At 72.0% G+C, this 13,317-nt stretch carries 13 protein-coding genes and 1 pseudogene; 7 read left to right on the forward strand and 7 right to left on the reverse strand.

The genetic code is table 11. From position 1 onward, the window contains the following. The 7 genes and pseudogenes from ABD908_RS14785 to ABD908_RS27655 all read left to right on the forward strand — a co-directional run. Positions 1-1,428: DUF4407 domain-containing protein (locus tag ABD908_RS14785; RefSeq protein WP_344997220.1), on the forward strand; the 1,428-nt coding region annotated here is incomplete at its 5' end. Between the two features lie 193 nt (positions 1,429-1,621). Next, positions 1,622-2,872: a GGDEF domain-containing protein gene (locus ABD908_RS14790; RefSeq protein ID WP_344997222.1), complete on the forward strand. Its 1,251-nt coding sequence runs from the start codon at positions 1,622-1,624 to the stop codon at positions 2,870-2,872. Positions 2,873-2,882: 10 nt separating this feature from the next. Next, positions 2,883-3,524 (forward strand): annotated as a pseudogene (locus ABD908_RS14795) (dihydrofolate reductase family protein); the annotation flags it as partial. Next, positions 3,525-3,983 (forward strand): SRPBCC family protein, encoded by a 459-nt coding sequence (locus ABD908_RS14800; protein WP_344997281.1) that lies wholly within the window; start codon positions 3,525-3,527, stop codon positions 3,981-3,983. Between the two features lie 40 nt (positions 3,984-4,023). Further along, positions 4,024-4,755: a dienelactone hydrolase family protein gene (locus tag ABD908_RS14805; protein ID WP_344997224.1), complete on the forward strand. Its 732-nt coding sequence runs from the start codon at positions 4,024-4,026 to the stop codon at positions 4,753-4,755. Next, a complete protein-coding gene (locus tag ABD908_RS14810) occupies positions 4,748-6,070 on the forward strand; it encodes an APC family permease (protein WP_385920673.1) in 1,323 nt (440 codons plus the stop codon). Before ABD908_RS14805 ends, ABD908_RS14810 begins: the two co-directional genes overlap by 8 nt. Beyond that, entirely contained in the window at positions 5,962-6,573 is a 612-nt protein-coding gene (locus tag ABD908_RS27655) for a hypothetical protein (RefSeq protein WP_385920675.1), read from the forward strand. Before ABD908_RS14810 ends, ABD908_RS27655 begins: the two co-directional genes overlap by 109 nt. Before the next feature lie 15 nt (positions 6,574-6,588). On the opposite strand, the gene ABD908_RS14815 is transcribed toward ABD908_RS27655, so the two are convergent. The 7 genes from ABD908_RS14815 to ABD908_RS14845 all read right to left on the reverse strand — a co-directional run bounded on the left by ABD908_RS14815 (position 6,589) and on the right by ABD908_RS14845 (position 13,295). After that, on the reverse strand, positions 6,589-7,611 hold the full coding sequence (locus ABD908_RS14815; RefSeq protein WP_344997226.1) for an NADP-dependent oxidoreductase: 1,023 nt from the start codon (positions 7,609-7,611) through the stop codon (positions 6,589-6,591). A gap of 31 nt (positions 7,612-7,642) precedes the next feature. Beyond that, the gene (locus tag ABD908_RS14820; RefSeq protein WP_344997228.1) at positions 7,643-8,590 is read right to left on the reverse strand and encodes an SAM-dependent methyltransferase; all 948 of its coding nucleotides are present in this window, start codon (positions 8,588-8,590) and stop codon (positions 7,643-7,645) included. A 156-nt stretch (positions 8,591-8,746) separates the two neighbouring features. Then, positions 8,747-9,544, reverse strand: coding sequence for a hypothetical protein (locus ABD908_RS14825; protein WP_344997230.1), 798 nt, complete (start codon positions 9,542-9,544; stop codon positions 8,747-8,749). Positions 9,545-9,797: 253 nt separating this feature from the next. Continuing rightward, a complete protein-coding gene (locus ABD908_RS14830; protein WP_344997232.1) occupies positions 9,798-10,874 on the reverse strand; it encodes a DUF6670 family protein in 1,077 nt (358 codons plus the stop codon). Positions 10,875-10,895: 21 nt separating this feature from the next. Next, entirely contained in the window at positions 10,896-12,089 is a 1,194-nt protein-coding gene (locus tag ABD908_RS14835; protein ID WP_344997283.1) for an MFS transporter, read from the reverse strand. Positions 12,090-12,174: 85 nt separating this feature from the next. Further along, entirely contained in the window at positions 12,175-12,813 is a 639-nt protein-coding gene (locus tag ABD908_RS14840) for a GntR family transcriptional regulator (protein WP_344997234.1), read from the reverse strand. A gap of 101 nt (positions 12,814-12,914) precedes the next feature. Continuing rightward, on the reverse strand, positions 12,915-13,295 hold the full coding sequence (locus ABD908_RS14845; protein WP_344997235.1) for a nuclear transport factor 2 family protein: 381 nt from the start codon (positions 13,293-13,295) through the stop codon (positions 12,915-12,917). Between the last annotated feature and the right edge of the window lie 22 nt (positions 13,296-13,317).

Raw genomic sequence — 13,317 nt, forward strand, 5'->3', positions numbered from 1 at the left:
CCCGAGGTGCAGGACGCGACGGCTGCGCTCGCCGCGGCACGGTCTGCGCGGGCCGCCGTCGACACCGCCGTGACGCAGGCGAGCACCCGGCGTGACCAGGCGCTGGTCGTCGCCCGGTGCGAGTACCGGCCCACCGCGGCATGCCCCCAGACCAGGATCACCGGGGTCCCGGGTGAGGGGCCCGAGACCCGCACCGCCGATTCGGCGCTCGCCCAGGCGCAGGCGGCGCTCGACGCGGCCCAGGCCGCGCAGACCGGGCGCGCACCGGCGCTGGACGCCACAGTCGCCGCCCGCGAACACGACCTCGCAGTCGCGCAGGCGTCCGCCGTCGCCGCCCGGACCGGCGGCCTCGGCACGCGATGGCTCGCGATGAACCAGCTGAGCGGTTCTGCGCAGCTGCTGCGGATCGCGATCGACGCGGTGGCCGCTCTGGTCGCGGCCCTTCCCCTGCTGGTCCGACGGTGGCGGGACGAGACCGAGCAGGATCGTGCCGGTGCGGTGCGCGCCGTGCAGGGCCGCGCCGACGCCGCCGCCGAGGAGGCGATCGCGACGGCGAACGCCGCGGCACGGGCGGAGGTCGGCACGATGTGGGCCGAGCGCGAGGTGGAGCACGAACGCATCGCCGCGGCCGCCGAGACGGAGATCGTCCGCGAGGAGCAGCGGCGCCGGCTCGCGGACGCCGTCGACTCGCCCACGATCGAGTTCTATCCGGACACCGTGCGGGTGTCCGCCCGCCGCACCATCCGCCCCGTCGACCCCGCGCTGGACGCTCCGCGGCGTGGCTCGACGTTGCCGCCGGCGCACGCGGCCGCCGACACCGGATACCTCCCCATCGCCGCGGCCGCGGAGGCCGCCAGCCTGGCCGCGACCGCCGAGCCCACCGACGACGTGAAGGAACCCGTGACCGAGACCCGCAACCTACCCGCCACCGTCGCCGCCCGAACACTCGCGGCCGCACCCGCGCGGGAGTCCGGGGGGCTCGCGCGTCCGGAGGCGGACGCCGGCAAGCCGAATCCGTTCCTGCCACCGATCGTCGACGACGTGGCGCGCGCCGCGTCCCGCTGGGTGCGGCCCCTCGTGCCGCCCATCATCGCGCGTGCGATCGACACCACGACGCACCCGCTGCGAAGCGCCCGGCACGCGTTCGAGGAGGTGGAGGAGATCACTTTCTCGCTGCGGCGCGTCCGCAGGGTCACCGTCGAGGACGAGCAGGGGGGCGAGCCGATCGCGCCGGGCCACCCGGCCGACTGGGCCCGGTCGACCGCCTGGACTCCTGCCGAGTGGGGTGCGTACGACGTGGACCCCCGGTCGACGCCGGTCGCGACCGGTCACGCCGGTCTCGACGCCGCCCAGCGCGCGGGTCTCGCCGGGCACAGCCGGGACGCCCTCGCCGGCGGCCGCCGACACCTCCCGCGCGGCGGGGCCTGACCGGGGCCCGCTCCGCGGACGCGGGTGGGATTGGTCACACCGCCGCCGATTTCTCTGGCGTATCTGGGCGCCTACCTGCCGACTTCGCTAGCCTGCGTGAGAAAAGCAGAATGGCGAACCACGAGTCGGTTTCGTCGGCGAGTGGGGAGGGTTGTGGGTGGGGCCGTCCCGCGAGACCCTGTGGACCGTACCCATGGCTGTGCTCCGTGGGTGCTGGGCAGCCGACCTCCAGTACGACAACCGCATCAGGTCTATCGAGGAGCGCGGGGTCACGGTCGTGTTCCGCCTCTTGGTGGCGCTCTGCGCGTTCCTGCTGGGGTGCGTCCCGCTCCTGGTCAGCGTGTCCGGCGAGACGCTGGGGCCCCCGTACCTCGCGGTCGAGGGCGTGGCATCGGTGGCGGCGTTCGCGTGGGCGGTCCGCTGGGCCTTCGGCCGGATCCCCTCCGAGCGGGTGTCCATCGCGTTCGTCGTCATCGCGGATCTGGCCATCGTCGTGTCGTCGCTGTGCGACGCGAACCGCTTGGCCGGCGCCATGGGCCTGGTCAATCTGAGCATGTTGGCCGCGTACGCCGCGTTCTTCCACAGCCAGCGGGTGGTGCTGCTGCAGGTCGTGATCTCCCTCGCCGCCACCGCGGTGTTCGTGCCCCTGCTCTGGATGTCCTACGGCTGGGTGATGGCGCTGATCAAGTCCACGATCCTGATCCTCGTCACGGCGTGCGCACCGGTCGCGATCCAGGTGGGCGTGTGGATCCTGGGTGAGGACGCGGCAGCCTCCGAGCTGGACGCTCTCACCGGTGTCTACAACCGCCGCGGTTTCTTCAGTCGCGCTCAGCGCGAGCTCCGGGCGGCCGTGGGCGGCGATGTGGTGGTGTTGGTGGTCGATATCGATCACTTCAAGCTGATCAACGACCTCCACGGCCATGCGGTCGGCGACCGCGTGCTCGCTGCGTGCGCCAAGCGCGTATCGGAGGCGCTCGGCCCGGCGGCGGTCGTGGGGCGCGTCGGTGGTGAGGAGTTCGCGGTCGTCGACATCCGGCCGATCGGCGGGGGAGAGGCGATCGGCGAGATCGCCCGGGCCGCGGTGGCGAGCGGCGGCGCGGAGTCCGGCCCGGCCATCACCGCCAGTGTCGGCGTCGCCCGTGCACCGGTCGTGTCGATCCGGGATGGCGGGGTCGAGGCGATCGAGGTGCTCGTCGACCGCGCCGACCGCGCGATGTACGCCGCGAAGCGGCGGGGGCGCAACGCCACCGTCGTCGCCTCGGTCGCGCGGCACCGCAGGTCCGACGGTGCCGATGCCGGGCCGCATACCGGGCCGATCGGCGCCGTCGCCCCGCGGGACGGTGACGGTCCGAACCGCGCGAGCTCCGTCTGTGCCGGCCCCGTCCGGATCGGTACCGACGCGGCGTCCCGCAACGATCGAACGGTGCCCGGCCCGACCCGGTAGCCTCGGCGCCATGTCACGTGTTCGGGTGCACAATCTGGCGGTATCCCTCGACGGTTACGCGACCGGCGACGGGCAGAGCGTGGACGCCCCCTTCGGCCACGCCGGCGACCGGCTGATGCGGTGGTTCTTCGAGACCCGCTCCTTCCGGTCGATGCACGGGCAGGACGGCGGTTCGACCGGCGTCGACGACGCCCTGGCCGCCGCGTGGAGCCCGCGCATCGGCGCGGAGATCATGGGCCGCAACAAGTTCGGTCCCCAGCGCGGCGAGTGGGACGATGCGGGACTCGCGTGGCGCGGGTGGTGGGGCGACGATCCGCCGTTCCACACGCCCGTGTTCGTGCTCACGCACCACCCGCGCCCCAGCCTGGAGATGGCCGGCGGCACCACCTTCCACTTCCTCGATGCCACGCCGTACGAGGCCGTGGCGGCCGCGCGCGCCGCCGCCGCAGACGGTGGCGAGGGTGGCGATGTGCGGATCGGTGGCGGCCCCACCACCGTGCGTGAGTTCCTCGCCGCCGACCTGGTGGACTCGCTGCACGTGGTGCTCGTGCCCATCGTGCTGGGCGGCGGGGTCCGGCTGTGGGACGGCCTCGGCGGCCTCGAGGAGCGATTCGACATCGAGACGGCCACCGGGCCCAGCGGCGTCGTACATCTGACTTTCACTCGGAGGCCGAAGACCGCCACCGCGAGCCGCGAGATCGCCGCCGATGCCGCCGCGATCTTCGAGCTCATCGCGGACCCCGCGCAGCAGCCGCGCTGGGACGGCAACGACAACCTCGCGCAGGCCGCGGCGGGGCAGCGGGTACACGCCGTGGGCGACGTCTTCGCGATGACGCTGACCAACGGACAGCACCGCGAGAACCGGGTCGTCGAGTTCGAGGAGGGGCGCCGCATCGCCTGGAACCCGGCACCCGTCGGGGAGCCCGAGCCCGGGCACCTCTGGCGGTGGGCGCTCGAGCCGCTCGACGGTGGTCGAACCCGGGTCACCCACACCTACGACTGGACGCTGCTGGCGGACCGACAGCGCATGGCCAAGGCCCGGGCGACCACCGACGACCGGCTTCGCGCATCGGTGGACAGGCTGGCCGGATTGGCCGAATCGGGCAGGTGACGGTGGCGGTCGGGCGCCGCAACGGGCAGACTCCTCAACCATGGGAACGACTTTCACCGTCGCAGGATTGCCCGTCTACCGCGCTGATCCGGCATCGGGCCCGATCCGCGGCGCGGTGATCGTCATCCACGAGATCTGGGGGCTGGTCGGCCAGATCGAGTCCGTCGCCGACCGGCTGGCCGCCGAGGGCTACGTGGGTATCGCACCCGACCTGTTCAGCTCGTTCGGGCTGACGCCGGAGGTGGGCGCGCAGATCGAGCAGCTGATGTTCCACGGCACCGAGGAGGATCGGGCGCGGGCACAGCCGCTGCTGCGCGAGAAGGCCGCGCCGGCCCGCTCGCCGGAATTCGCGGCCCGCGCGGTGCCGGCCCTGGTAGAGCTGGTCGATGCCCTGGTCGCCGAGGGAACAGCCCCCGTCTTCGTCACGGGCTTCTGCTTCGGCGGCACATACGCATTCGCCCTCGCCGCTGCCGACCGCCGGATCGCCGGCGCGGCGCCGTTCTACGGCATCGCCCCCGAGCACGCGGATCTGTCCGCGATCGCCTGCCCGGTGCTTGCCTTCTACGGCGGCACCGACGCGCGGGTCACGGGCACGCTTCCCCAGCTGACGGAGGCGATGGCCGAGGCCGGCGTGGAGTTCAGCCCTGTGGTGTACCCCGAGGCGGGGCACGCCTTCTTCAACGACACCAATCCTGTGATGTACCAGCCGGACGCCGCCGCGGACGCGTGGACGCGCCTGCTCGAGTTCCTCGCGACCCGGTCGCGTGACTGACCAGGCCGCGCCGGGCGAGCTGCGGATCCCGGACCGCCGGCTCGCAAGGCTCAGCCGCGGCGAGAAGTTCAAGCTCACCGCGTTGGGCGGCATCGCCGCGTTCTCGCTGGACGCCCTGTCGTCGGTCGCCTACGGCCCAGAGGCCATCGTCCTGGCTCTCATCCCGGGTGGGATCGCGGCCCTGCACTGGACCGTCCCGATCGCGGCCGCGATCATCGTGTTGCTGCTGGTCCTGGTCGTGTCGTACCGACAGGTGATCGCGGTGCACCCGGACGGCGGCGGTGCGTACGCGGTAGCCAAGAAGGAGTTCGGCGGGCCGATCGCGCTGCTCGCCGCGGCCAGCCTCGTCGTCGACTACGTGCTGACGGTGGCGGTCAGCCTCGCCGCAGGTGCGGCGAGTCTCGCCAGCGCGTTCCCCGTGCTGGCGCACCACCTGCTCGGGCTCACCCTGCTCGGTCTGCTGGCGCTCACGGCGGTCAACCTGATCGGCGTCTCCGAGTCCGCGAGGGTGCTGATGTGGCCCGCGCTCGTGTTCGTCGTCTGCATCTACGCGACCATCGTGGTGGGTGCGTTCCACCCGCACCCGGTCGCCTACATCGGTACCGATCTCGGGCCGGTCCACCCGGTGGAGGCGGTCGGGATCGTGCTGGTGCTCAAAGCGTTCGCCGCCGGCTGTTCATCGCTCACCGGCGTCGAGGCGATCGCCAACGGCGTCCCGGCGTTCCGCGTGCCGGCCGTCAAGCGGGCGCAGCGCACCGAGGTCGGGCTCGGGTTCCTACTCGCGACGATGCTGGCGGGGATCGCCGCGCTCATCGAGTGGCACCGCGTGGTGCCGCGCGGCGACGTCACCGTGCTCGCGCAGCTCACGGCGGGCGCGTTCGGCACGGGCTGGGTCTTCTATGTCACCAACATCGCCGTCACCCTGGTGCTCGCGTTCGCCGCCAACACCAGCTTCGGTGGTCTGCCCGTGCTGCTCAGCCTGCTGGCCAAGGACGATCGCCTGCCGCACATGATGGCGACGCGTTCGGAGCGGCCGGTGTACCGGTACGGCGTGGCTCTGCTCGCCTTGATCGCGACGCTGGTGCTGGTGATCGTGGGCGCCGACACCGACCGGCTGCTACCGGTGTTCGCGATCGGCGTGTTCATCGGCTTCACGATCAGCCAGACGGGCCTGGTCAAGCACTGGGCCACCGTCCGACCGCCGGGATGGCGGCCGAAGATGGTCTCAACGGTATCGGCGCAGCGCTCAGCGCGCTGGCCGGCGTCGTGTTCTTCCTGGAGAAGTTCGCCGAGGGCGCGTGGCTGCTGCTCGTGATCATCCCGCTGCTGATCGCGAACTTCGCCTGGGTGCAGCGGTATTACCGGGGCGTCGCCGACCAGACGGGGCTGGGCCGGATCCCGGCCAAGCCGTCCCGACCGGACACGGCCGACACCGTCGTCGTGGTGCCCGTGGCCGCCGTCAGCAACGTGGCGCGGGCGGCGCTCACCCGCGCGGCCGAACTCGGGTCCACGGTGATCCCCGTCGCAGTCGACATCGATTCGGCCGTCACCCACCAGCTGTCCCTCGACTGGGAGGAGTGGGATCCCGGTTACGACCTGACGGTGCTGCCCAGCCCTCATCGCCAGCTGATCGGCCCCACCGTGGGCTACGTCCGGAAGCTCAGCGACCAGGGGAAGAACGTCACCGTCCTCATGGTCCGCACCGAACCGCGGCGGCGCATCTACCGGCTCATGCACAACCCACGCGCAGCGGTCTTCTCGGGAGCGCTCAAGGAACGGACCGACGCGACGATCGCCACGATGGTGGTGCGCCTCTGATCGTCGGCTCGGGCCTCAGGCGTTGGGCCGCACCAGCAGCTTGCCGAAGTTCCGTCCGGCCAGTAGCCCGCGGAAGGCCTCCGGGGCGTTCTCCAGGCCGTCGACCACGTCCTCGCGGTAGCGGATTCGCCCGGCCGCCACCTCAGGTGCGACCTCTGCCAGGAAATCGTCGAACTGCGTTGCAGCCCACTCGGACTGGATGAAGCCGCGGAACGTGAGGCTGCGAGTGAGGATCCCGGCGAGTAGCGCCGGCACCCGGTCGGTGCCGGTCGGCAGCCCCGTCAGGTTGTAGTTCGCGGCGAGGCCGCATACGGGGACCCGGCCGAAGGTGTTGAGCAGCGGGAACACCGCGTCGAAGACGCCGCCGCCCACGTTCTCGAAGTACACGTCGACGCCTTCCGGGACCGCTGCCGCGAGCTGCTCGCGGAAGTCCGGTGCCCGGTGGTCCAGCGCCGCATCGAATCCCAGTCCGGCACGCAGGAACTCGACTTTATCCGGCCCGCCCGCGATCCCGACCGCCCGGGCGCCGGCGCGCTGCGCGAGCTGCCCCACCATCGAGCCGACGGGGCCGGTCGCCGCGGCCACCACGAGCGTCTCGCCGGCTGTGGGCCTGCCGATGTTCCGTAGCCCCGCGTACGCGGTGAACCCGGGCATGCCCAGCACGCCGAGTGCGGTCTGTACCGGTGCGGCGGCCGGGTCGAGGCGGCGTACCGTGGCGCCGTCCGCCACGGCGTGCGTCTGCCATCCGGAGTATGACAGCACCTGCTCGCCCGCGGTGACAGAAGAAGAACGCGACTCGAGCACGGTGGCGACGGTGCCGCCGGGCATCGTGTCGCCGATCTCTGTCGGCATCGCATACGATTTCGCGGCATTCATCCGCCCGCGCATATACGGGTCGAGGGAGAGGTAGTCGATCCGCAGCAGCACCTGCCCGTCCGCGAGCGTCGGCAGCTGCACCTCCTCGAAGCGGAAACACTCGTCGGTCGGCACCCCGTGGGGACGCTTCGCAAGGACGATGCGGGTGGTGGCGGCGGTCAAGGTTCTCCCTCTCGTCCTCCCGCCCTTCTCGTCAGGGCGCGGTCGCAGTGAACAGCTTGCGCCCCGCGAGCAGCGCGCGGCCGTCCGGGGTGCTCTCGCGGCCGAGCCGGTCGAGCACGTCGGCGCAATCCTCCACCTCGGGGTTCCATCCGTGTTCCGCCAGCCACGCCTCGAGGTCCACCCGATCGTCCTCGGCGTAGATCAGGTCGCCGGGCGTGAGAGCGATACCGAGGCGGTTGAACTCGCGTGTCTGCTCGGAGCGGGTGGCCTCTGCGGCCGTCGCCGACGCGGTGGAGAAGTTGCCCGCGAACCGGCTGCCGGGGGCGCTGAGCGCCGCGATGTTCGACGCCAGCGCGACCACGGCGTCCGAGGGCAGGTAGCGCACCAGGCCCTCGGCGAGCCACGCGGTGGGCGTGCCCGGATCGAAACCTGCGGAACGCAGGGCGGCCGGCCAGTCCCGGCGCAGGTCGATCGCGACCGCCCGGCGGTCGACGGTGGCGCTCACCCCGTGCCGGCCCAGCGCGGCGGCCTTGAACGCCAACACATCCGGCAGGTCCAGCTCGTAGACCACGGTGCCGACGGGCCACGTCATGCGGTACGCCCGCGCGTCCAGACCCGATGCCAGAATCACCACCTGCCGGATGCCGGATTCCACTGCGCGGGTGAAGTAGTCGTCGAAGAACCAGGTGCGCGCCACCATGAACCCGCCCATCCGCGAGCGCATCGCGGCCAGCCGGTCGGCGCCACCGTCGGACACGGGCCCGTCCCCGTCGCTCCCGGCGAACGGGTCGCGCCCCGCCAACACCTCGGCGAGCATCGGGGCGAACGGCGAGTCCGTCTCGGCCACCAGCAGTTCGGCGTACGGGTCGTGGAACACCGCGTCGTCGCGGTGGGTCTCGATGGCTCGCATCGCGGCGACGCCGATCGCGGTGAGTCCCACGCTCGAGTTGATGTCCCAGGTGTCGTCGTCGGTGCGCATCGGTCGTCTCCGCTCGGTGGTGGGTTCGGTGCTCCGGGGCCGCAGTGCGGGCTCGGTTCTCACAGTACGTCGGAGGCGCGGGGAGGCCTCGCGCGCGCCCGACCGGGCCGTCCCGGCACCGCCGCCGCAGTGTCCCGGGCCGTCCGGGCGGATCGGTCAGTGCGCGTGAGCCAGTCGGCCGCTGGGCCGCGCGTGACGGGAGGTGTGCCCGGGGTGGGCCGTGATCGCTTCGTAGGCCCATGCACCCAGCGTGATCAACGCCGCTGCTCCGAGCGCGGCCGCTGCCACCGCGGCCGCGTCGGCGCCGATGCCGGCGAGCACCCCGCCGACGGCGGAGGCGGCCGTGCGCAACGTGACGAAAGCCAGCCAGGCCGCTGCCGCGGGCGGGATCCGTCGCGCTCGCACGGTGAGCGCCGTGGCCACGACCCCGACGATGCCCAGCGCGGCCGTCACCTTCGCGCCCAGGCCGGCCTGGTGCACCAGCCAGTCGGCGGCGGCGGCCCCGAGCGAGGACGCGAGAACCACTGCTCCCCAGTAGAAGACCTCACGGACGCGGGTCGTGACCGAGCCGATCGCGGCGCTGCCGTGCGTGCTCGCCCAGATCGCGAGCCACACCGCCAGCGCCGAGGCGAACCCCGCGGTGGTCACGGTGCTGGGCAGCCAGGCGTGCGCGCCGTGGGCGAGGACGGTGCCGGTCAGTGCGGCGGCGGCGAACGCGAGCCAGTGCAGGGGCGTCACGCAACGACGGGTGTGCAACTGCAGCGCGAGGGTCACGACGAGGGCGCCGAGAGTGACGAGGGCGGCGCCCGGATGGCTCCACCGCAACAGCATCGGCGTGGCGGTCTCCGTGGCGACGCCGAGCAGGGCAGCGACGCACCAGTACGTCGCCGACGGTGCCGCCACTCGCAGCCCGACGGGCGCGGGCCGATGGCGGACGGGTCCGGCGAGGTGCATGGTCGGGATCCCTTCATGTGTGGACTGGTCGCCGCTGAGCGGCGTCCGATGTCCACAACAATGGCGGCGGCGCCAAGGATTCGGCTGCAGCCGACCTCCGGAATAGCTGTGAGTCGCGCATCACACGTACCGTCCGTCACACCAGGATCAGGGGTACCGCCGAGAATCCGACCCAGCCGCGGCGTGGCCCCCCGATGACCTCACTCCCGCGCATCGGGACCAGCCGCGAGCACCGCGTGTGCAGACGGCTCGGCTATGCCGCAGGGCCCCGCGAAGCCGGCCGGGGTTGCGCGTCGATCCATTCGAGGTAGGCGCTGCCGCTCACATCGCGGCCACGGAAGCCACCCGTGTACGTGTAGGCGCCGACGTAACCACGCCCGTGGCCGTACCGCAGCGGTGAGTCGACGACGCCGTCGAGCGTCAGCACGGTCGCGTCACCGTCACACACCCGCCAGCGCAGCCGAGCGGGTACGCGCATCTCTCGGCCCCGCTCGTCGACGAGTGGCTCTGCGTACTCGACCACGTCCATCGTGACATCCTGGAACACCTCGGTCTCGCCGCCCAGCACGCGCAGGTGCGCCAGCCGACACGCGATCCGTCCGCGTGCCCGGACGTCGGTGAGCAGCATCTGGGTCCGCTCGTCGAGGTCGACGATCTGGTAGGTGAAGAAGTCGACCGGCAGCTTCAGCGGTTCGGGCAGCGGCTTGGCCGAGATCGCCTGCGGGCTGCGGATCCGCGCGTACTCGAATGTCCCGAGCCCGCGTACGGCGTCGCCCGCGACGGTGCCGGTATACGGTGCGAGCAGGCTCAGGTGGTCGTAGATCGGCGTCTTGACGAAATACGAGACCTGTTGCGTCACCTCGAGATCCAGGTCGACCGCGAACGTGGGATAGCGGCCGCGCACCGACACGTGGGGAAGCTCGACGGTGATCTCCAGCTCGTCGCCCCAGCGCAGCGTGGACCCGTCCGCGGCGAACCCGCACTCGGTCGACGCGTCGTAGGCGCGGTAGAGGTGATGGTCGCCGAGGGCGGTCGAGGTGAGCAGGGTGGCGGTATTGCGAGCGTCCGGCGCGGCGAGGTGGTCGTTGTCGAACACCTCGGCGCCCGCCGCACCGATCAGGGTCATCGTGTTGACGTAGCGCAGTGGCTCCGGCAGGTCGGGGACGAAGACGCCGTAGTGCGTCGTTCCCCACAGCCGCGACCCGGTGTGTGGCCGGAGGATGCCGGGGTCGTCGAACGGCTTGCGGGACGCGGTGATCCGAGAATCGACGCGAGGCAGGAGGCCGTCGATCACGACCCGACTGAGCACGCGGGACAGAGGATGGTCCATGGCTGGACTCTAACTGCCCCGTCAGTGTGCGGCGGTCGTCTCCTCGACAGCGGTCGGCGGGCCCGTCAGCGGCGTGCGCCGCGCGCCGAATGCGACCACCCCGATGCACACCACCGCGGCCGCGGCCCCGATGCCCAGGAGCACGGGAAACGTCAGGGCCGGCATCGTCGCGTTGAGCAGCGTCAGCACCACCGGGACGGCGAAGCCTATGTAGGTGAGCCCGTAGAACACCGCGGTCAGGCCGGCGAGGTCGGTGGGGCCTGCGATGCGGCCGATCTCCTGCAGCCCGGCGATCAGCGCGGTCCCGTACGCCGCACCCAGCACCAGGGCGGCCAGCAGCACCAGCGGCACCGTCAGGCTGCCCGCCGCGACGGACGCGAGCGCCATGCCCACCGCGACGAGCGTCAGCGCGACGACCGCGGCGCGGATCGTGCCCGGCTTGTCGAGTCGTCGCGCGACCGACTGCGCACCGAGTCCGCACCCGAGGCAGACCATGCAGGCCAGCGCGGAGAACGCGATCGGGTCGCCGTGCAGCCGCGGCGCGATCAGGGTGGGCAACACCGCGTAGGCGCATGCCGCCACACCGAACACCCACGGCGCCACCGGCAGCACGACCAGCAGGAAACGACGGTGTCGCGCCGCGGGGATGCGCAGGTCGTCGCGCAGCCGCCCGCCCGCCCGGGCGGTCACCGTCTCGGGTGCCGAGAACTGGAGCACCGCACCGGGGATCGTGATCGCGACGTTGACCAGGTATGCCAGGTGCGTCGGCCACGGCGCCCACTGCGCAAGTACCCCGGCCAGCGCGGCGCCGAGGGAGAAACCGGCCGTGAGGCTCATCGCCCCGCGGCGCGCGCCGACACCGTCGGCGACCCGGTCGTACGGCGCGTCCGACAGCTCTTTGACCCACGAGCTGCCCACCGCCATCGTCAGGCCCAACGCGATGCCGGAGCACACCCGCCCCGCGAACAGCAGCGAGAAGCTGGACGCCCCGAAGGCCAGTATCAGCGACCCCAGCATCGCGATGAACGGCGCCGGGAGCATCAGCGCGCGCCGTCCGTACCGGTCCGACAGCGGCCCACCCACCAGCAGCGCCGGCACGATCCCTACGACGTAGGCGAACAGCAGGAAGTCCACCGCCGCCGCCGACAGGCCGTGCGACTTGTACATCACCAGCAGAGGTGTGAATTCGTTTCCGCCCCAGGCGATCGCGAACATCGCGGCGGCAACGAGCAGCCAGGGGGCGGGCCCGCGCGGGGGCCTGGGGCCGGGCGGTGTCGGCGTGGCCCGGTTCGCCGGTGTGTCACTCATCGCCGAGCACGATCTTCAGGTGCGAGGTCAGCTCGGTCGCGAACCGCTGCCGGTCGCCGGCGGCCAGAGCAGCGGCCAGCGCGCGGTGGCCGCCGACGGCGCGGGCGATGCGCTCGGGGTCCACGCCGATCGTGCTGGTGGTCATCCGCCGCTGCCGCTCCCGGAGGCTGTCGTAGAACGCCTCGAGCAGTGGATTGTCGAGCTCGGCGACCATCGCGCGGTGGAAGTCGGCGTCGGCGGCGGCGTACCCGTCGGCGTCGCCGGCAGCCGCGCTGTCGAGCTGTGTGTCGATCAGGTCGGCGAGCCGGCACAGCAGGTCCGGTCCGGCGCCGGCTGCGCAGATCCGCTCGGCAGCGGCGTTCTCCACGATCCGCCGGGCCTCCACCACGCGCCGGCCCTCGGCCGGGTCGACCGGCAGCACCAGCGCGCCGCGCTTGGGGTACAGGCGCATCCAGCCCTCGGCCTCGAGTCGCAGGAACGCCTCGCGCACGGGGGTTCGGCTGCAGCCGAGGCCGCCCGCCACCTCGCCCTCGCTGAGCAGCTCTCCGCCGGCGATGTCACCGCGCAGGATCCGCTCCTTCACGTCCAGGTACGCCTGTTCAGCGGCGGTCCGGCCGCCCGTCTTCATCATAGACACAACTTGTATCTAAGCACCGGATCGTCGGGACGGGCAAGTCGGTACCGGCGGTTGTGAGGCGTCCGTCCCGAGGCATCGATGAGGTGGCGCGGGCCCTATGCGTCGATCCGGTCGTACTCGGAGGGTCGGTTGAAGATCACCGCGAGCGAGACGATCCGGCCGTCACGCACCGAGAAGTAGTTGGACATGATCAGTTCTGCGGGCAGATTCGACTTGTCGTACGTGCCGTCGTAACGGGCGCGGACGATCGTGTCGCCGTAGTGGTCGAGGACCTCCACGGGCTCCATCGTGACGCTGTCGCCGACGATCTCCTTCTCGACCCAGCGGCGGATCGCGGCTTTGCCACGGATCTCGCGTCGGGCATCGTCGACGTAGGCGTCGTCGGCGAACGTCGCGACGACGGCGTCGACGTCGAAGTTGTTGACGGCGCGGACGTGCTCCGCGACGACGCCGCTGAGTTGGACTGTTGTGGACATGGTGTACTCCTTGGGAGACCGG

It is taken from the genome of Tsukamurella soli, assembly GCF_039541155.1.
Taxonomy (GTDB): Bacteria; Actinomycetota; Actinomycetes; order Mycobacteriales; family Mycobacteriaceae; genus Tsukamurella; species Tsukamurella soli.